Here is a 20,067-nt window from a genome sequence, read left to right as displayed (position 1 = left end):
ACGCCTTGAGGCGGGCGGCAGTTCACTTGCGTCCGGGAGTCCACTGCATGCCCCAGCCGTAGGCCGCGTCGACGGTGCGCTGCGGGCTGCTGCCTCGCTGGGTGACCAGGTAGCGGGCCTCACGGTGCACGACGAGGTCGCCGCCCTCCTTGGTGATGAGCGCGAGCGCGCAGACGTTGGACGGGACGGTGCACTCGTCGAGCGAGAACTCCACGGCGGCGCCGTGCTGCGGCTGGAGGGTGACGGTGCCGTGGACGCCCTCGAAGCTGCGCGCCCCCGAGTAGATCGTGACGAACACGAGGATCCGCCGCAGGTCCGCCGCGCGGTCCAGATTGACGGTGAGGTTCTCCCCGGAAGCGACCGAGCCGGTGCGGTCGTCGCCGTCGAGGTGGATGTACGGCGGCTCGGTCAGCGAGCCGAAGGCGTTGCCGAGTGCCTGGACGACGCCCTTGCGGCCGTCGGCGAGTTCGAAGAGGGCGCACAGGTCCAGGTCGAGATCGGAGTAGCCGGCCACGGCCTTGCCGAGCTTGCGGCCCCAGCCCGAGAACTGCTTCTGCACCTGCCAGTTGAGGTTGACCCGCAGAGCTCCCCCGGTGCCGCCCTGCTTGGTGAGGGAGACCGAGGGGGCCTGCTTGGTCAGCGTGACCTTGGTCAGCCGCACGGGTTCGGACGCGGCCGGTGCGGGAGTCGCCGGCCGTGCCTGCTGCGGAACACCGGCAGCGGCCGGCGGGGCTGTGGGCGCTGCTTCGCGCACCGGTGCGCCGGTGTCCGTCCCCTCGTCAACACTGATCCCGAAGTCCGTTGCCAGACCGGCCAGTCCGCTGCCGTATCCCTGGCCGACGGCGCGGAACTTCCAGCCGCCCTGCCTTCGGTAGAGCTCACCGAGGACGAACGCCGTCTCGACGGTGGCATCGGTGCTGTCGAACCGTGCGATCTCCGCCCCGCCGGCCGCGTCCACGATCCGTACGTACAGTCCGGGGACCTGCCCGAAGGTGCCGCCGTCGGCGGAGGCCGCGAGGACGATCCTGTCGATGCCGGGCTCGGCGCTGTCCAGGTCCGCGCTCAATACGTCCACGACGGTGGCGCCTTCGGATTTCTTGCCCTCGTGGGTCACGGCGCCGGAGGCGTGACGGGGCTGGTTGTAGAAGACGAAGTCGTCGTCGGAGCGGACCTTGCCGGAGGCCGTCAGCAGCAAGGCGGAGGCGTCCACGTCCACGGGTCCCGCTCCGGAATCCCGCCCGAGCTCGATACGTACCGACGCCGCCGCGACCGGGACGTTGGTGCCCTTCCGCATCGTCATGCCTCTCCACTCCCCCTCGTCCGCCGGCGTCCATGTCCGCCGGTGCAGGTGCTCCGCCCACCGCGTGCCTGCGGGTGACGCTTCCTGTTACAACATCTCGACACGTGTTGGTGACCGATTTCCCCGGTTTCGCTCGGATTGATGACGGGGAGTCACCGCAAGCACGTGAAACCGCTCCTTGACCGGGGTCCCCAACGGCCACATTTTGGGCTTACCTTATGGGCATGACCTCCCCCCGCTACTCCCCTGGCGGCTACTACGCTGGCCCTTCGTACCCCGATACGCCGATCTACGACATGCTCGTGAACGAGCGTGGCACTCCTCAGATCGCGCCCATCCGGGTCCCGTCGGCGTACGACGCTCTGCCCTCCCTCGCCGCGCTTCCCCCCGCTCTTCCGGCGCTGCCCGCCGGTCCGAGCCACCAGCAGCAGCACACGCCTCCGCAGGGGTACCCGGGGATGGGCAACCAGCCCCCGCAGCCCGGCATGGCACAGCCTGCACCCCTGCAGCAGGCGCCGCTCCAGCAGGCGCCCGCACCCTACATTCCGCAGCAGGCACCGCCGCAGCGCGGATACCAGGACCCCCGGCAGCAGCCTCAGCAGTACCAACAGCCGCAGCCGCCGCAGCAGATGCGGCCGGTCGCGCCGCCGCGTCCTGCCGCTCCCCGTCCCGCCGCACCGCGTCCCGCGGCGCCCCGGCAGATGCCGAACGCCTACGAGGACCCGTACGGAGGCCAGCAGTACCCCGGTCGCGGCTACTGACCGGATCCGGCACCTTCGGGTGACCGGCAGCGCGGGTGGCAGGATGGCGGCATGGCCTCCTTGAGACTGGCATCGCTCCACCTCTACCCGGTGAAAGCACTGGCGGGGATCACGCGTGAAGAGCTGAGGGTCGAGCCTTGGGGGCCGTCCGCAGACAGGCGCTGGATGCTGACGTCTCCGGACGGAAGCCAGGTCACGCAGCGGGAGCAGCCGCGCCTTGCCTTCGTCCGGGCCGTACCGGTCCTCGATGGCACTTCCGGGGGAGGTCCGGCGGAAGCGCCGCTGACGGTGACGGCTCCGGGGAGGGAGCCGATCGAGATCGGCGTGCCGCCGGCGGACCGGGAGACGGTCCCCGTGCGGCTGTTCGGGACGAAGCTCGAAGTGGTCCCCGCCGACGCGGAGGCGAGCGACTGGTTCTCCGCGTATCTCGGCACACCGGTGACGCTCGTGCACCTGGACGCCCCCGGACGGCGGCGCCCCATCGACCCGCAGTTCGCCCCTGACGGGCAGACGGTCTCGCTGGCCGACGGCTTCCCGCTCCTGCTCACGTCGGACTCCTCGCTGGACGCGCTCAACTCCCTGATCGCACAGGGCGATCACGCCGATGAGGGCCCGCTGCCGATGAACCGCTTCCGGCCGAACCTCGTCGTCGCGGGAAGTGCTCCGTGGGCCGAGGACGGATGGCGGCGGCTGCGCATCGGCGAGGTCGTCTTCCGCGTGGCCAAGCCGTGCGGGCGCTGCGTGGTGACCACCACCGACCAGACGTCGGGCGTACGAGGAAGGGAACCGCTGCGCACCCTCGCCCGCCACCGTCGCTTCGGGGACCAGTTGGTCTTCGGTCAGAACCTGATCCCCGAGCGCACGGGCAGGGTGCGCAGCGGCGACTCGGTCGAGGTGCTCGCCTAGGCGGTGCCTGCTCGGCACCTGGGAGGTGCCAGGGCGAGCGCCCCTCCACCGCTGTTCCGGCGGTCCGGTTCTCCCGGTGGGGAGCCGGACCGCCGGGAATCCGGGCGGCAGTTCAGCCGCTGTCGTCCATCAGCCGCGAGCGGATCAGGAAACGCACGCCTTCCGGCGCCTCGAGCGAGAATCCGCTGCCGCGGCCCGGGACCACGTCCACCGTCAGGTGGGTGTGGCTCCAGTACGCGAACTGGCTCGAGGACATCCAGAACGGCACCGGTTCGTCGACGCCCTCCACTGCCAGCCGCCCGAGCAGCACGTCCGAGTCTCCCGTGCGCAGCTCGCCGAGCTGGTAGCACATCGGAGAGCTGCCGTCGCAGCAGCCGCCGGACTGGTGGAACATTAGCGGCCCGTGCTGGTCCGTCAGCTGCCGGATCATCCGGGCGGCCTCCTCGGTGAGGCCGACCCGCTCCGGTGCCGGGGCCGGCGCCCGGTCCTGTGCCTGCTCCGCCGACGACATCAGAAGAGACCGAGCTTCTTCGGCGAGTAGCTCACCAGCAGGTTCTTGGTCTGCTGGTAGTGGTCGAGCATCATCCGGTGGTTCTCCCTGCCGATGCCGGACTGCTTGTAACCACCGAACGCGGCGTGCGCCGGGTAGGCGTGGTAGCAGTTCGTCCACACACGCCCGGCCTGGATCGTGCGCCCCGCGCGGTAGGCGGTGCTTCCGTCGCGGGTCCACACGCCGGCGCCGAGCCCGTAGAGGGTGTCGTTGGCCGTCGTCATGGCGTCGTCGAAGTCGGAGAAGCCGGTGACGGCGACGACCGGACCGAAGATCTCCTCCTGGAAGACGCGCATGCTGTTCTTGCCCTCGAGGATGGTGGGCCGTACGTAGTAGCCGCCCTCCAGCTCCCCGCCCAGCTCGGCACGGCTGCCGCCGGTCAGCGCCTTCGCGCCCTCCTGCTTGCCGATGTCGAGGTAGGAGAGGATCTTCTCCAGCTGGTCGTTGGAGGCCTGCGCACCCACCATGGTCTCGGTGTCCAGCGGGTGTCCCTGGACGATCTTCTCCGTACGGGCGATGCCCGCGTCGAGGAAGTCCCGGTAGTGGCCGTGCTGGATGAGCGCACGGGAGGGACACGTGCACACCTCGCCCTGGTTGAGGGCGAACATCGTGAAGCCTTCCATCGCCTTGTCGAAGAAGTCGTCGTCGGCCACGGAGACGTCGTCGAAGAAGATGTTCGGGCTCTTGCCGCCGAGTTCGAGCGTGACGGGCTTGAGGTTCTCGGAGGCGTACTGCATGATCAGCCGGCCCGTGGTGGTCTCGCCGGTGAAGGCGACCTTGGCCACGCGGGGGCTGCTGGCCAGGGGCTTGCCCGCTTCCGCTCCGAAGCCGTTGACGATGTTCACGACGCCCGGAGGCAGCAGGTCGGCGACCAGGCTCATCCAGAAGTGGACGGAGGCCGGGGTCTGTTCGGCAGGCTTGAGCACGACCGCGTTGCCGGCCGCCAGGGCGGGCGCCAGCTTCCACACGGCCATCAGGATCGGGAAGTTCCACGGAATGATCTGGGCGACCACGCCGAGCGGCTCGTGGAAGTGGTACGCGACGGTGTCCTCGTCGATCTCGGACAGCGACCCTTCCTGTGCCCGTATCGCACCGGCGAAGTAGCGGAAGTGGTCGATGGCGAGGGGGATGTCGGCGGCCAGTGCCTCACGCACCGGTTTGCCGTTCTCCCAGCTCTCGGCGACGGCCAGTTCCTCGAGGTGGTCCTCCATGCGCTGCGCGATCCTGTTGAGCACCGCGGCGCGTTCGGCAGGGGGTGTGCGGCCCCAGGCCGGGGCGGCCTCGTGCGCCGCATCGATGGCCCGCTCCACGTCGTCGGCGGTGCCGCGGGCGATCTCGGTGAAGGGCGCTCCCGTGACCGGTGTGGGGTTCTCGAAGTAGCCGCCCTGTTTGGGAGCGACGTATGTGCCCCCGATCCAGTGGTCGTAGCGGGACTTGTAGTTCATGACGGCCCCGTCGGACCCGGGCGCGGCGTAGCGGCTCATCACTGCCTCCCCTTGGTGCAGGCGGCCCGCCTCATCCCTCGGCGGGCCCGGTATTGCGGGAGAGACTAGGGACGGGAACGTTGCCGATACGTTGCGTGCGCTCCCCTGTCCTCTGCGTACGGGTGGCGTGCGGGGGGCATCCGCGGGTTCTCCAGGCCGTAGGCGCGCCGCAGTTCGCGTACGCGGCGGACCAGGGCGGCGGTGCGGGCCTCGCCGCCCTGGCGTCCGGCCAGCAGCGCCTCCCACATCTCCAGATCGTCCTCGCCCCAGGGTGTGCGCACCCACTCCTCCAGCAGGCTGGGGTCGCGGGAAGAGAGCAGGGCGCGGCGCAGCCGGTCCTCCAGCCGCCTGCGCAGCCGTACGACACCGGGTGCCTCGGAGAGCGGCAGCAGCGGGCCGCGGTAGGCGGCGAGCGCTGCTGGCAGATCGCCCTCGGCCAGTGCCTCGCCGACGGCGTCGTGGTCGGTGCGCGGTGCGGTGCGCAGCCGGTACGGACGCGAGTCGAGCAGCGACCCCAGCAGTCCGCGCAGGCGGGAGAGTTCGGCGCGCAGCGTGACCGGCGTGACTGTCCGTTCTCCGTAGAGTTCGAGGGCGAGGCGTTCGCCGGTGAGACCCTCGGGGTGCGCGGCCAGGAGCACCATGATCTCGCTGTGCCGCCTGCCCAGGCGCACGGGTGTGCCGCCTCCGGCGTCGAGCAGGGCCTCGTCGCAGCCGAGCGCGTTCAGCACGGGTGCACCGTCGGCGGAGGCGCCGCCCGCGGCCGCCAGTTCGGCCAGGTGTGCCTCGGCGGCGCGTGCCGTCGCCTGGACGAGCGCGAGGCTCTGGGGCGAGGCGAGATGGTCGCCGCCGGTGATGTCGATCGCTCCGATCAGGCGGTGGGTGCGCGGATCGTGCACGGGGGCCGCGGCGCACGTCCACGCCTGCACCGGCCGGCAGTAGTGCTCGGCGGTGAAGATCTGCACGGCGTGGTCGACGGCGAGCGCCGTGCCCGGGGCGTTGGTGCCGATGTAGCGCTCGGACCAGCGGGCGCCCGGAACGAAGTTCATCCGCTCGGCGTGGCGCTGGACTTGGGAGTGCCCCTCGACCCACAGCATGCGCCCGTTCTCGTCGCACACGGAGAGAAGGTGTGCGCCGTCGTCGGCGACCGTGCCGAGGAGCTCGCGGAAGAGGGGCATGACCCGGTCCAGGGGGTGCGCCGAGCGGTACGCGTCGAGGTCGTCGTCCGCCAGGTCGATCCGGGCCACGCTCTCGGGCTCGACGGAGGCACCGGCGCAGCGCTGCCAGGACTCGGCCACCACGTTCCGCACCTGCGCGCCGATCGCGCCCTGGGTCACGAACTCCTCGTGCGCGCGGCGCACCTGACCGGTCCGCTCGGCCGCGTCTGCCCCTGTCTCCAGCGCCAGCCATGGATTCAGCACACCGTCATCGTGCCGTGCGTCACAGCCCCAGGCAACGCTGTGGACCCGGACAATCCGACACGGTTCGGGATACTCCCCGGCACGCGGCCACGTGTGTCAGGCGGCGCACCCTGGTACCCATCCGCCATGCATACGCCTCCTCCGCTCTCCGACGCCGAGACCGCCCAGTTGGACGCCCACTGGCGAGCCATGAACTATCTCTCCGCCTGCCAGCTGTATCTGCGGGACAATCCGCTGCTCCGTGAGCCTCTGCGCGCGGAGCACGTCAAGCCGAGGCTGCTGGGGCACTGGGGTTCGGCACCCGGGCTGGGTCTCGTGTACACCCACCTCAACCGGGCCATCCGGACGCACGGCCTGGAGGCCATGGGCATCTGGGGCCCGGGGCACGGCGCTCCGGCGGTGCTGGCAGGGGCGTGGCTGGAGGGGACGTTCGGCGAGCTCGAACCCGCACGGCGGCGCGACGCCGAAGGCATGCTGAGCCTCTTCCGCGACTTCTCCCAGCCTGGCGGCCTGCCCAGTCATACGGCACCCGACGTACCCGGTTCGATCCAGGAGGGCGGCGAACTCGGCTACGCGCTGGCCCATGCCTACGGTGCGGCGTTCGACAACCCGGATCTGCTGGTGTGCGCCGTCGTGGGCGACGGGGAGGCCGAGACAGGGCCGCTGGCCGCGGCCTGGCACTCCAACAAGTTCCTCGACCCGGTGCACGACGGCGCCGTTCTGCCGGTGCTCCACCTCAACGGATACAAGATCGCGAACCCGACGGTCCTGGCCCGGCTGCCGGAGGACGAGCTGGACGCCCTGCTGCGCGGCTACGGATACGACCCGCTGCACGTCACCGCGCACCCGGACACCCCGCCGGCCGAGACCCACCGCGCACTGGCAGGGGCCTTCGACGTGGCGCTGGAGCGCATCGGGCGGTACCAGCGCGAGGCCCGGGCACGTGCCGGCGACGCGGTGCACCGGCCGCGCTGGCCGATGCTGGTGCTGCGTACTCCCAAGGGCTGGACGGGTCCTGCCGAGGTCGAAGGCGTGCCCGTGGAGGACACCTGGCGCTCGCATCAGATCCCGCTGACGGGTGTGCGTGAAGACCCGGCGCGGCTGCGGCAGTTGGAGAACTGGCTGCGCTCGTACGGGCCTCAGGAACTCTTCGACGAGGAGGGCAGGCCCGAGGAGCAGGTCCTGGCCTGCGTGCCGGAGGGAGAGCGCAGGCTGGGCGCCACCCCGCACGCGAACGGGGGGCGCCTGCTGCGTGAGCTGCCGCTGCCCGCGCTGGAACCGCACGCGGTGGATGTCGAACGGCACGGCCACACCTCGCACGAACCCACGCGCGTGCTGGGCGGAGCGCTGACCGAGTTGTTCTCGGACACCCAGGAGCGGCGCGACTTCCGCCTGTTCGGTCCTGACGAGACGGCTTCCAACCACCTCGACGGCGTCTTCGACGTCACCTCACGCGGCTGGCAGGCGCAGACGCTCAAGACCGACGAACACCTCGGTCCGCAGGGGCGGGTTCTGGAGGTGCTCTCGGAGCACATGTGCCAGGGCTGGCTGGAGGGTTACCTGCTCACCGGCAGGCACGGGCTCTTCGGCACGTACGAGGCGTTCGCGCACATCGTCGCCAGCATGGCCGGGCAGCACGTCAAGTGGCTTCAGAGCTCGCGTGAGGTTCCGTGGCGCAGGCCGCTCGCCTCGCTCAACTACCTGCTCACATCGCACGCCTGGCGGCAGGACCACAACGGCTTCTCCCACCAGGATCCCGGCTTCATCGACCACATCATGAACAAGAGCCCCCAGGTGGTGCGGGTCTATCTGCCGCCGGACGCCAACACGCTGCTGTGCGTGGCGGATCATGTGCTGCGCACGCGCGACACCGTCAACGTCGTCGTGGCGGGCAAGCAGCAGTGCTTCGACTGGCTGTCGCTCGAGGAGGCACGCGGCCACTGCGAGCGCGGCCTCGGCGTGTGGGACTGGGCGGGCACCGAGGCGCCGGACGGGGAGCCGGATGTGGTGCTGGCCTGCGCCGGCGACGTCCCCACGCAGGAGACGCTGGCGGCCGCGTCGCTGCTGCGCGAGCATCTGCCCCAGCTCGCGGTGCGCGTGGTCAACGTGGTCGACATCGCACGGCTGTTGCCGCGCACGGAGCATCCGCACGGCCTGCCCGACGCCGAGTTCGACGCCGTCTTCACCCGCGACAAGCCGGTGATCTTCGCATACCACGGCTATCCGTGGCTGGTGCACCGTCTCGCGTACCGGCGGGCCGTGCACGACTCGCTCCACGTGCGCGGCTACAAGGAGTCGGGCGCCACCACGACGCCGTTCGACATGGTGATGCGCAACGACATGGACCGCTACCGGCTCGTGATGGACGTCATCGACCGCACTCCGGGACTGCCCGTGCGGGCGACGGGGGTGCGTCAGGCCATGGAGGATGTGCGGATCCGGCACCACTCCTGGATCCGTGAGCACGGAACGGACCTGCCGGAGGTCGCGGAGTGGAGCTGGTCCGCGGCCTCCGGCTGAGGTCCCTCCTCCCCGCCCGGCCTGTATGTCCCCCTCGTGGGTGCCCGTCAGATCTCGACGTCCTCCAGCACTCCGAGTGCGTCGGGGACGAGCACCGCAGCCGAGAAGTAGGTGCTCACCAGGTACGAGATCAGGGCCTTGTCGTCGACGGCCATGAATCGCACGTTCAGGCCGGGCTGGACCTCGTCGGGGATTCCCGTCTGGTGCAGGCCGATGACGCCCTGGTTCTCCTGGCCGGTACGCATCGCCAGCACGCTGGTCGTGCCCTCCCGGCTGACCGGGATCTTGTTGCAGGGCAGCAGCGGAATCCCGCGCCAGGCACGCACAGCCGTCCCGTGCAGTTCTGTCTGCTGGGGATAGATGCCGCGGCTGCTGCACTCGCGGCCGATCGCGGCGATCGCCTTGGGATGCGCGAGCAGGAACTGCGTCTTGCGGCGGCGGGAGATGAGTTCGTCCAGGTCGTCGGGGGTGGGCGGGCCCGTGCGGGTGTGGATGCGCTGGGCCAGATCGGCGTTGTGCAGCAGTCCGAAGTCGCGGTTGTTGACCATCTCGTGCTCCTGCCGCTCCCGCAGGGCCTCGATCGTCAACCGCAACTGCTCCTCGACCTGGTTCATCGGATGGTTGTACAGATCCGCGACCCGCGAATGCACCCGCAGCACCGTCTGCGCCACACTCAACTCGTACTCACGCGGCGAGAGTTCGTAATCCACGAACGTCCCCGGCAGCGCCGCCTCCCCCGCGTGCCCCGACGCCAGCTCGATCTCGGCCTCGCCACGCTTGTTCTGCCGTGGGATGGCGCGGGAGAGATACTCGTCGAGGTACGTGCGCAACGCCCGTGAGCGGTCCGCCACTTCGCGGAACTCCTCCACGGGCAACGCCAGTACGGTGCACTTCGTCAGCGCGGTGAGCGTCTGCTCCCACTCCCCCGGCTCCGGTGTGAGGGCCTGGTCCCCCGCGTGATCGCCGCCTGCGAGCACGCCCAGGGACACCTCCTCCCCGTACTTTCCGACGCCGGTGCGCTTCACCTTGCCGTGCGCGATGAGGAGAAGCCGGACCGGATCGCCGCGTGAGACGACCGTCTCCCCCGCGGCGTACTCCCGCTGCTCGAACCGTTCGGCGAGCGCTCCCAGAGCGGCGTCGTCGGTCAGCCCGCGCAGCAGCGGGATCTCGCGGAGCTCGGCGGGGATCACGCCGATGTCGGCCCCGGTGACGACGAACTCCACGCGGCCGTCGCCCAAGGTGTGCGTCAGACGCCTGTTGACCCGGAAGGTACCGCCCGTGGTCTCCACCCACGGAAGGACCTTCAGCAGCCAGCGGGAGGAAATCCCCTGCATCTGGGGGGGTGTCTTGGTGGTGGTGGTCAGGTTGCGTGCGGCAGCGGTGGTGAGGCTGAGGCTGTGCCCGGGTGCGGAGCCGGGCGTCGTGTCGGGCTGGGTGGTCATCTACCGGGAGACCTTCCGTGCTGGTGCCTGAGCGTGAACTGGTTCCGGGAGACGGGCCGGAAATCCCGTTGGGTGCGCGCGGGTTGCTGTGCCTGCGCCGGCAGATCAGTGGCCGATTTCGACGTCCTCAAGGATTCCCAGGGCATCCGGCACCAGTACGGCCGCCGAATAGTAGGCACTCACCAAATAGGAGATGAGCGCCTTTTCGTCGATTCCCATGAAACGGACCGAGACCCCTGGCTGATATTCGTCGGGGATTCCCGTCTGGTGCAGGCCGACGACGCCCTGGTTCTCCTGGCCGGTACGCATCACCATCACGCTGGTCGTGCCCTCTTGGCTGACCGGGATCTTGTTGCACGGAAGGACCGGCACTCCGCGCCACGCGGGAAGACGGTGGCCCTCCACGTCCGTGCTGTCGGGCTGGATGCCGCGGCGGCTGCACTCGCGGCCGAAGGCGGCGATCGCCTTGGGGTTCGCGAGGATCACGCTCGGCTCCTTCCACACCGTGGCGAGGAGTTCGTCGAAGTCGTCGGGCGTGGGCGGACCCGTGCGGGTGTGGATGCGCTGACCGAGACCGGCGTTGTGCAGCAGTCCGAAGTCGCGGTTGTTGACCATCTCGTGCTCCTGCCGCTCCCGCAGGGCCTCGATCGTCAACCGCAACTGCTCCTCGACCTGGTTCATCGGATGGTTGTACAGATCCGCGACCCGCGAATGCACCCGCAGCACCGTCTGCGCCACACTCAACTCGTACTCACGCGGCGAGAGTTCGTAATCCACGAACGTCCCCGGCAGCGCCGCCTCCCCCACATGCCCCGACGCCAGCTCCACCGCGGATTCGCCGTCGGGAGTGCGCTGTCCGGGCAGGGCGGAGGCCGCGGCGGCGGTCTGCGCGCGCAGGCTCTCCGACCGGCCGGCGATCTCCTCGAACGACTCCCGGGCGAGGGTCAGCACGGTGCCGCTGGTCAGCGATGTGAGGGTGATGTCCCACTTCCCCGGCTCGCCGGTGAGGCGTTCGGACCCGATGTGGTCACCGTCCGCCAGCACGCCGAGGACGCTCTCGCCGCCGTACTTGCCCTCCGTCGTCTTGCGCAGCTTGCCGTGGGCGACGAGCAACAGTTGGTCGGCCGGGCGTCCGGCCTCGATGATCGTCTCGCCCGGCCCGAAGTCGCGCTGCTCGCAGCGGTTCGCGAGTGCTTCGAGCACCGCACGATCCTCGTAGCCGTGCAGCAGTGGGAGTTCGGTCAGCTCCAGCGGGACGACCCGCACCTCGGCGCCGGTCGAGGCGAACTCCACGCGGCCGTCGCCCAAGGTGTGCGTCAGACGCCTGTTGACGCGGAAGGTGCCGCCGGGGACCTGCACCCAGGGGAGGACCTTCAAGAGCCACCGTGAGCTGATTCCCTGCATCTGCGGGGGCGTTTTGGTGGTCGTGGTGAGATTGCGTGCGGCCTCTGTCGCAAGACTCGACTGCGCCCGCTGCGCAGCATCCTCGTCACCGGAATTCGTCTCCACCGCAGTCGCCATATGGATACCGCCAATCTCCGTGTCCGCACCGGCAATTCGCTCGTTGCGCAGACGAAGCTAATCCGGCGTGCTCATAACGGGCAATCGCTCAAAAGAGACGGCATTCCATGGAATGACCGGCCAAGTGCGTGGGTAACGGGCTCTGCTCGACGGAGAAAACCAGCCACCGAGCGCCCTGCGCAGACCCGGATGAGACGAAGATGACACCCAGTGCAGCCCCACATCACACCCCCCGACCCCACAGAACCAGGACGTTGCAGGTAAGGTCGGTGTTCCACGAAGGGGTGGCTACGGGGCCGGAACCATGACCACGTTCCGGTGATTTGAGTCTCTTTGGCCTACTCCCACGCATGTACCTGTCTGCTTGAGGTACTCACGCACGTGGAGAAGGGGGTGAGAAATCATGCGCGCGATCGTCGGCCTGTGGCGCTGGCGCGACAACCCGTTGTGCCGTCGCAGCGACCGCCGCGAGGCCTGGCTGGCACTAGGTGCCATGATCCTTGCCGTCGTCGTCGCTCCGATCATCGGATGGCTCGGAGCTTCCGCGGCACACGGAGCACTGCTGAAGAACGCCGAGGAGCAGCGGCAGGGCCGTCACCAGGTATGGGCGATGGCCGAATCGGTCCAGGACCGTGCGCTGACGGACTCCGATCCCGAGTCCTCCTCGCACCAGCCCGACCGCCGTCATGTGGTCGCCCACTGGGCCGGTCCCGACGGCGAGACGCACAAGAGCACGGTCACCACGAGGCAGCACGTGCAGCCCGGTGAGCGTTTCCGCATCTGGACGGACGCCGCGGGCACGGCGACGACCCGTCCCATGAGTTCGCAGACCGCGTCCTCGTACGCCGCTCTCGCCGGACTGGCGGCCGGCGCCGGCGCCGTCGGAGCCATGGAGGCCGGACGCCGGCTGACCATGCGGCAGTTGCTGCGCCGCCGGTACGACATGTGGGACGCGGAATGGTCCCGCATCGGTCCCGACTGGGGACGCACCGGCTCCAACAACTGAGCCACGGCCGGGCCGGGCGCTCCCGGCCGCGGGCCGTGCTCGTCCCTGGCGGTCCCGGCCGTACCCCGGGCCCTCCGGCCCCGCGTTCCGAGTACCGGCGCGGTGGATCCGTGCCCTCCGAAGCCGCGAGCAGCGGACGGACGGTGGTCATCGTGCGCCCGAAGTGCGGACACGTGACTGCGCCGGTCCGCACGCACGCTACGGTGGTGCCTCTCCGGTGCGCATTTCAACGCGCCACAGGAACTTCGAGGTTGGGGCACAACTGTCCATGGCACAGGGCTCGGTGCAGGTGACGCACGCCGGTACGTCGCGGTGGCGGCGCCGCACGGGAGAGTACGGCTCTCTCGCGGCCGCCCTGGAGGCCGCCACCGACGGAGACGTGATCACCGTCGCCCCGGGTACCTACCGGGAGAACCTGGTGCTGGAGCGCACCGTCACCCTGCGCGGACCTGAGCGTGCCGCCTCCGGCTCGGTGCGCATCGCCCCCACCGAGGGCGTCGCCCTGACCGTACGGTCCTCCGCCGTCGTGCAGCACCTGCAGATCGAGGCTCAGGACGCCGCCTCCCCCGCGCTGCTGGTCGAGGACGGGGCCGCGGAGCTGAACGGCCTGAGGGTGATGACGCGTTCGGCGTCAGGGATCGAGGTGCGCGGCGGCGCCCGCCCCACGGTGCGGCGCTGCACCGTCGACAACCCGGCGGGGACGGGCATCACCGTCACCGGCGGCGCGGGCGGCGTGTACGAGGAGTGCGAGGTCGTCTCGGCGGGCCAGTCCGGGGTGTCGGTGCGTGACGGCGCCCACCCGCGGCTGGAGCGCTGCAGCGTGCACCACGCGACGGGCGCCGGCCTGTCCCTGCACGGCGAGGGCAGCGCCGCCGAGGCCGTCGGTTGCGAGGTGTACGAGATCAAGGGCAGCGGCGTGCAGGTCGTCTCCCGCGCCACGGGGCATCTCACCGACTGCCGCGTCCACCGCACCTCGGCCGACGGCGTGACCCTGGACACCGACGCGGTCCTCACGCTCGCCGACTGCGACATCCACGACATCCCCGAGAACGCGCTGGACCTGCGGTCCCGTTCGGTGCTCACCCTCACTCGCTCCACCGTGCGCCGCTTCGGCCGCAACGGCCTGTCGGTGTGGGACCCGGGCACCCGCGCGGACGCCAACAGCTGCGAGATACATGAGAGTACGGGCGACTACCCGGCCGTGTGGATCAGTGACGGTGCAAGCGTCGTGCTGGACTCCTGCCGCGTGCACACCGTGCCGGACGCCCTGTTCGTGCTCGACCGCGGCTCACGCGCCGACGTCGTCGACAGCGATCTGAGCCAGGTCCGCGGAACCGCCGTCTCGGTGAGCGACGGCGCGACGGTGCAGCTCGACGACTGCCGCATCCGGGAGGCCGCGACGGGCGCGTGGTTCCGCGATCACGGAAGCGGGGGCACGCTCGCCAACTGCACGGTGGACGGCGTCGCAACGGGCTTCATCGTCACCAAGGGAGCCGACCCGGACATCGACCGGTGCACCGTCACCGCGCCGTCCGAGGCGGGTTTCTACGTCTCGGCCGAGGGCCGCGGCACCTTCCACGGCTGCCGGGTGAGCGGATCGCAGGGTTACGGCTTCCATGTCATCGACGGCTGCCGCACGACGCTCCGGCGGTGCCGCACGGAGCGGTGTGCCCGCGGCGGCTTCGAGTTCGCGGAGAAGGGGCCCGTCGTCGAGGACTGCAGGAGCGACGACACCGCCCTCGTGGCGGCCCCCGGGGAGGGCGGCACGTCCGCGCCCGCCACCTCGGCCCAGGCTCCGGCACCACTCGGCACCCCGGACGCGGACGCGATCCCTCCGTCCCTGTTGCCGGCGAAGGCCGCGATTGCGCAGCAGACCGCAAAGGCGCAGAAGGACTCAGCGGCGGGTGGGGAAGCAGAGCCTTCTGCCGTACCCGCACGCCCCGCCCAGGAGGTCCTCGGCGAACTGGACACGCTGGTGGGCCTGGAGAGCGTCAAGCGAGAGGTGCGGGCGCTCACCGACATGATCGAGGTGGGGCGCCGGCGTCAGGAGGCAGGGCTCAAGGCGGCGTCGGTGCGGCGGCATCTGGTCTTCACGGGCTCCCCCGGCACCGGCAAGACGACCGTCGCGCGGCTGTACGGAGAGATACTCCACGCCCTCGGTGTCCTCGAGCGCGGTCATCTGGTGGAGGTCTCCCGCGTCGACCTCGTCGGCGAGCACATCGGCTCCACGGCGATCCGCACCCAGGAGGCCTTCGACCGGGCGCGGGGCGGCGTGCTCTTCATCGACGAGGCCTACGCGCTCTCACCGGAGGACGGCGGGCGCGACTTCGGCCGCGAAGCCATCGACACCCTGGTGAAGCTGATGGAGGACCACCGCGAGGAAGTGGTCGTCATCGCCGCGGGATACACCGCGGAGATGAAGCGCTTCCTGGCCGTCAACCCCGGTGTCGCTTCCCGCTTCTCACGCACCATCACCTTCGGCGACTACACGCCCGAAGAGTTGCTTCGGATCGTGGAGCAGCAGGCCGAGGAGCACGAGTACCACCTGGGCGAGGCCGCGACCGAGGCGCTGCTGAAGCACTTCACCGCACTGCCCAAGGGGCCCTCCTTCGGCAACGGGCGCACGGCCCGGCAGACGTTCGAGTCGATGGTCGAGCGGCACGCGGGCCGGGTGGCGCAGCTGTCCGACCCGAGTACCGAGGACCTCACTCTCCTCTACGAGGACGACCTGCCCGAATCCGTCTGAGCGTCCGTACCGTCCGCGGCGCCCTCCGCCGCGCCCTGATGCGGCAGACTCGCGGCGGCGCCCTTCTCCGCATCGCCGGACGCCTGCTCGTGCCTTCGCATGCTGAGCAGCAGCAGATCCCTCTCCTCGTCGAAGACGGGGTCCGCCTGGTACTCGCCGTGGCCCAGGATCGGGGCGGGCAGCGGGTGCTGGAGTGTGCGGCCGTATTCGAGGGGGTCGAGCAGCGGACCGCGGTCGACCACGGCGCCACCGTCGATACGCACGGGGCCGCCGATGGGGTCGGTAAGCCGCCACAGGTTCCGCCACCGGTCCACCTGCTGGTGCAGGTCCTGGAGCTGCCGCGGGCCGAAGTAGGCGGGGAACCAGCGCCCGTAGAGCCTCTCCAGCGGCGAGCCGTAGGTGAGCAGGGCGACCTGCCGCCGGGTGACGCGGTCGAGGTGCCAGACCGCAGCCGCGGCCAGCACGCTGCCCTGTGAGTGCCCGGAGATCACCAGCCGTCCACCGGTCTGCTCCGTCCAAGTTGCCATCCGCCAGGCCAGATCGGGCACCGCGCGCTCCGCGTAGCAGGGCGGGGCGAAGGGATGCGCGGCACGCGGCCAGAAGGTGCCGACGTCCCACAGGATGCCGATGGTGCGCCGCGCGGAAGGGTCCCGGTACGCGCGGCGGGCCCAGGTGATGAAGAGGACGAAGACGAGGCCGATCAGCCACGAGCCCAGCACCTGGACGGTGTCGGCGAATCCGTCGAGCACGGCGGGCAGTCCGTCGGCGGCGCGTCCCGGGACCTCGCCGGTGAGCCAGGTGCCGAGCACGCCGGCGCCGCCGAGCAGCAGCGTTATGGCCGCGGTGGTGCCCACCAGCCATGGGGTGGAGTCGGTGAGCGCCGCGCGTGCGATGACAGAGGCGATGCGGCGTGAACGGGAGGCGTCGGGCAGGGATTCCGGGTAGCCGCGTTCCACGTCGTCGGTCATCTCCCGGCTGCGGCGGGAGACTTGGAGGAGGAACCACAGCACCAGCAGGAGCACCACGCCGAGCATCACGGGAATGGCCGACGACTGCCACGTCAGCAGCACGGGCGGCCCCTCGATCAGCCCGTTGCCCATGCCGGGGGTGCCGGAGCCGTCCAGCCAGTCCCCGACCCGCTGCGTGACTCCGCCGGACATCACACCCCCGAGCGCACACGCCAGCATCGCGACCGAGGCGGAGCCCAGGCCCTTCAGCGCGGTGCGCTCCGCGGGACGACGGCGGTGGAGGACGATGCCGAGCACGCCGATCGCCGCCACCAGGATGCCCTGCGCGACGGCGAGCACGCCGAAGGTCTCGTCGCCCGGCAGTTCCCCGCCGCGGGAGACCCACTGCGGACGGGACCAGGCGGCGTGCCCGGCCGCCAGCAGCAGCACCCCGGCGCTGATGCCCGGCAGCGCCCGCACCGTGATCTTGTCGACGGCGTCGTCGGGCTCGCTCTCCTTGCGGCCCCGGCGGCACACCACGTACAGCACCCACACCGCACACGCGACGACGAGGACCTCGGTCAGCCAGCCCACCGAGTCGAGTGCGGAACTGCCGCCGGGCTTGCGGTCGTAGCGCGTGGTCGCGGCGGCCAGGGCGGCGGCGACAGTGAGGAACCCGGCGGCGGTGTGCGCCGCACGCAGCCGCGCCACGAGCCGCTTGCCGTACCAGAACCCGGGCAGGCACAGCGCGGGCCGGTGCCGGGCCTCCATGTCGTACTCGTCGACGGGCCGGCGCAGCGGGGGCTGCGATTCGTACGCCGCCCATGTGCGGTGCGAGAGCCACCACAGCAGCACCGTCACCGCGGCGGGCACGACGGCGGCCAGGGCCAGACGGCGGCCGGGCTGGCTCCACCAGCCGCCTGAGCCGGACGGGCCCTGCGCCATGAATCCCAGCCAGGAACGCTCGTCTGCGCACCCGGTGGAGCCCGCACACTGCCAGGCGACGAGGTCGAGGGCGACCTCGCAGGCGGCCGCGACCAGCAGCACGGTGAGGCTGAGGGCGACCAGACGCACCAGCACGCCGTGCACCCGCGCCAGCGCGAGGCGGGGACCGTAGTCGGCAGGGCGCATCCAGTGCGCGAGGTTGGCGACCATGAACGGCAGCAGGATCAGCCACAGGGCGCGAGCGCCGTTGCCCGAGGTCAGGTTCGACCAGGAATACGCCTCCGGAACCGGCTTGTCCGCATAGTCCTGCGGCCGGGCCTCGGCGTCGACGTCGTCGGCTCGCCGGTAGACGGCCGCGGTGGTGTCGCCGGTGATCCGCTCGATGCGCGGATCGCCGAGCATCTCCTGGGGTGTCGTGCCGCCGACCCCGTGCACGAGCAGTTCCAGATTCAGACCTGGCGGAGGCTCAACTCCCGACTCTCCCGGTGTGGTTGGTGCGAAAGCCGCACCGGATGCCTCGTACCCGTCGCCGTGCTCGGCCGTCTGCAATTCTCAGCTCCCCCGGGGGTGTTGCGTGCTCCTGATCTCCCTCCAGGATCCTTCCCGTGGCGGGGCGGCACAGGCCGTCCACACACAAGCCACGCGAAATCGTGACGTGGGCTTCCTCGTGCAGCAGGTGGGAGGATGGCCGCGCGGGGGACGCGGCGGCGGCGCAAAGGGACGAGGGCACGGTGAACACGATGGGCGACAACCAGAACCTGCTCGCCGAGCAGCGGCGTGCGCTCATCCTGGAGGAGTTGCGCGAACGCGGCGGCGTCCGGGTGAACGAGCTGACGCGGAGACTGATGGTCTCCGACATGACGATCCGCCGCGATCTGGACGTGCTGGCCCGCCGCGGCACCCTGGAGAAGGTGCACGGCGGCGCGGTGCCCCTCGCGGACGCGAGCACGCACGAGCCGGGCTTCGAGGCGAAGTCGTCGCTGGAGCAGTCGGCGAAGGAGGACATCGCCCGTGCCGCGGCGGTGCTGGCGAAGCCCGGCGCCGCGATCGCGCTGTCCGGCGGGACGACGACCTACGCGCTGGCGCAGCAGCTCACGGAGGTTCCGGACCTGACGGTGGTCACCAACTCGGTGCGGGTAGCCGATGTCTTCCATGCCGCGCAGCGCCGCACGTCCGGCGGGTCACGGGCGGGCACGGGTGCGGCGACGGTCGTCCTGACCGGCGGTGTGCGTACGCCCTCCGACTCGCTGGTCGGTCCGGTCGCCGACACCGCGATCCGCGCGCTCCACTTCGACGTCCTCTTCCTCGGTGTGCACGGCATATCCCCCGAGGCCGGACTGTCGACCCCGAACCTGGCGGAGGCCGAGACGAACAGGCACCTCGTCGGCTCCGCGCGGCGGGTGGTCGTGGTCGCGGACCACACCAAGTGGGGGACGGTCGGGCTGAGTTCGTTCGCGTCGCTGGAGCAGGTCGACACCCTCGTCACCGACGGGGGCCTGCCGCACGAGACCCGCGAGCGCATCCGGGAGCACATCCGGGAGCTGGTCGTCGCGGGCGGGCGCGGACTCGGCCCGGCAAGCAAACAGGCGGCGTCCGACGGCTGACGGGGCTCTCTCTCCCCGGACTGAGGGAAGGCCCCGCCCGCGGCACCCTCGGGCCGTCCGCCGCGGGACGTACGTCCCTGGCCTGATGCAATCGGACGGCCGCACTGGCATAACTGAGCCATGGACGACCTGCGCATCAGCTCCGCACGTGCCGACGACTACCTCGCCCGCATCGGTGCGCGGCGCCCGGCACGAGCAGACGCGGAGGCGCTGCGCGATCTGCACCGCAGGCACCTGCTCACCGTCCCGTTCGAGAATCTGAGCGTGCACCTGGGCGAGGACATCGTGCTGGATGCGGAAGCGCTGACCGGCAAGGTGGCCGTGGAGCGCCGCGGCGGCTTCTGCTACGAACTCAACGGCGCCTTCGCCGCGCTGCTGACCGCCCTGGGCTACCCGGTGACCCTCCTGGCGGCGCGTGTCTTCGGCGAGGACGGTCCCGGTCCGCTCTTCGACCACCTCGCCCTGCGCGTGGAGACGCCTCAACCGTGGCTCGTGGACGTCGGTTTCGGACGGCACAGCGAATATCCGCTGCGCCTGGACCTGAGCGGCGAACAGGAAGATCCCGGTGGCGTCTTCCGCATCTCCGAGACCCCGCAGGGTGATCTGGACGTCCACCGGGACGGCGTCGCGGAGTACCGGCTCGAACAACGCCCGCGCGCGCTCGCCGACTTCGAGCTGGGCTGCTGGTGGAACCGCACCTCACCGAAGTCCCACTTCACGAGGTCTCTCGTGTGCTCCCTGCTCACGGAGAAGGGCCGGATCACCTTGAGCGGCCGCACCCTGACGGTCACCGAGGGCGGGAGCCGGCACGAGGAGGAACTGCCCGAGGACGCGGTGCCGGCCGCCTACCGCGAGCACTTCGGCATCGTCCTGGACCGCGCTCCTGAGCTGAAGGCCGACACGGACGTCTGAGCCCG

14 protein-coding genes are annotated in these 20,067 nt (G+C 70.7%); 7 read left to right on the top strand and 7 right to left on the bottom strand.

From position 1 onward, the window contains the following. Positions 1–22: 22 nt before the first annotated feature. Positions 23–1,300: a TerD family protein gene (locus tag G4Z16_RS30425; RefSeq protein WP_197353780.1), complete on the bottom strand. Its 1,278-nt coding sequence runs from the start codon at positions 1,298–1,300 to the stop codon at positions 23–25. A gap of 224 nt (positions 1,301–1,524) precedes the next feature. Between G4Z16_RS30425 and G4Z16_RS30420 the strand changes: the two genes are divergently transcribed. Beyond that, on the top strand, positions 1,525–2,061 hold the full coding sequence (locus G4Z16_RS30420; RefSeq protein WP_197353779.1) for a DUF6643 family protein: 537 nt from the start codon (positions 1,525–1,527) through the stop codon (positions 2,059–2,061). Between the two features lie 51 nt (positions 2,062–2,112). Beyond that, positions 2,113–2,967 carry an MOSC domain-containing protein gene (locus G4Z16_RS30415; protein ID WP_197353778.1) on the top strand — a complete coding sequence of 285 codons (855 nt, stop codon included), beginning with the start codon at positions 2,113–2,115 and terminating at the stop codon, positions 2,965–2,967. Between the two features lie 112 nt (positions 2,968–3,079). Here G4Z16_RS30415 and G4Z16_RS30410 read toward each other — a convergent pair whose 3' ends face one another. From G4Z16_RS30410 to G4Z16_RS30400, 3 genes are all read right to left on the bottom strand, one after another. Continuing rightward, positions 3,080–3,478, bottom strand: coding sequence for a DUF779 domain-containing protein (locus G4Z16_RS30410; RefSeq protein WP_197353777.1), 399 nt, complete (start codon positions 3,476–3,478; stop codon positions 3,080–3,082). Next, complete coding sequence (gene exaC / locus G4Z16_RS30405) at positions 3,478–5,001, bottom strand: acetaldehyde dehydrogenase ExaC (RefSeq protein WP_197353776.1); 1,524 nt, start codon at positions 4,999–5,001, stop codon at positions 3,478–3,480. The genes G4Z16_RS30410 and exaC overlap by 1 nt, the downstream gene beginning before the upstream one ends. A gap of 65 nt (positions 5,002–5,066) precedes the next feature. Next, positions 5,067–6,419, bottom strand: a complete 1,353-nt coding sequence (locus G4Z16_RS30400; RefSeq protein ID WP_197353775.1) for a GAF domain-containing protein — start codon at positions 6,417–6,419, stop codon at positions 5,067–5,069. A 126-nt stretch (positions 6,420–6,545) separates the two neighbouring features. Here G4Z16_RS30400 and G4Z16_RS30395 point away from each other — a divergent pair, with 126 nt between their 5' ends. Further along, positions 6,546–8,939: a phosphoketolase family protein gene (locus G4Z16_RS30395; protein WP_197353774.1), complete on the top strand. Its 2,394-nt coding sequence runs from the start codon at positions 6,546–6,548 to the stop codon at positions 8,937–8,939. A gap of 47 nt (positions 8,940–8,986) precedes the next feature. On the opposite strand, the gene G4Z16_RS30390 is transcribed toward G4Z16_RS30395, so the two are convergent. Continuing rightward, entirely contained in the window at positions 8,987–10,381 is a 1,395-nt protein-coding gene (locus G4Z16_RS30390) for a family 2B encapsulin nanocompartment shell protein (protein WP_197353773.1), read from the bottom strand. A gap of 105 nt (positions 10,382–10,486) precedes the next feature. Continuing rightward, positions 10,487–11,902 (bottom strand): family 2B encapsulin nanocompartment shell protein, encoded by a 1,416-nt coding sequence (locus G4Z16_RS30385; protein WP_197353772.1) that lies wholly within the window; start codon positions 11,900–11,902, stop codon positions 10,487–10,489. A gap of 403 nt (positions 11,903–12,305) precedes the next feature. Between G4Z16_RS30385 and G4Z16_RS30380 the strand changes: the two genes are divergently transcribed. Together G4Z16_RS30380 and G4Z16_RS30375 are read left to right on the top strand one after the other, a co-directional pair. Further along, the gene (locus tag G4Z16_RS30380) at positions 12,306–12,908 is read left to right on the top strand and encodes an Rv1733c family protein (protein WP_197353771.1); all 603 of its coding nucleotides are present in this window, start codon (positions 12,306–12,308) and stop codon (positions 12,906–12,908) included. Positions 12,909–13,176: 268 nt separating this feature from the next. Next, a complete protein-coding gene (locus tag G4Z16_RS30375; protein WP_197353770.1) occupies positions 13,177–15,654 on the top strand; it encodes a right-handed parallel beta-helix repeat-containing protein in 2,478 nt (825 codons plus the stop codon). Here G4Z16_RS30375 and G4Z16_RS30370 read toward each other — a convergent pair. Continuing rightward, entirely contained in the window at positions 15,624–17,999 is a 2,376-nt protein-coding gene (locus G4Z16_RS30370) for a hypothetical protein (protein ID WP_246531403.1), read from the bottom strand. The two genes, G4Z16_RS30375 and G4Z16_RS30370, sit on opposite strands and share 31 nt — an antisense overlap. A gap of 287 nt (positions 18,000–18,286) precedes the next feature. On the opposite strand from G4Z16_RS30370, the gene G4Z16_RS30365 reads away from it, so the two are divergent. Together G4Z16_RS30365 and G4Z16_RS30360 are read left to right on the top strand one after the other, a co-directional pair. Next, the gene (locus G4Z16_RS30365) at positions 18,287–19,150 is read left to right on the top strand and encodes a DeoR/GlpR family DNA-binding transcription regulator (protein WP_197353769.1); all 864 of its coding nucleotides are present in this window, start codon (positions 18,287–18,289) and stop codon (positions 19,148–19,150) included. A 120-nt stretch (positions 19,151–19,270) separates the two neighbouring features. Further along, positions 19,271–20,062 (top strand): arylamine N-acetyltransferase family protein, encoded by a 792-nt coding sequence (locus tag G4Z16_RS30360; protein WP_197353768.1) that lies wholly within the window; start codon positions 19,271–19,273, stop codon positions 20,060–20,062. Positions 20,063–20,067 lie beyond the last annotated feature (5 nt).

Source organism: Streptomyces bathyalis (assembly GCF_015910445.1).
GTDB classification, from domain to species: Bacteria; Actinomycetota; Actinomycetes; order Streptomycetales; family Streptomycetaceae; genus Streptomyces; species Streptomyces bathyalis.
The sequence above is the reverse complement of the archived record's forward strand: the minus strand, read 5'-3'. Positions and strand labels throughout refer to the sequence as shown.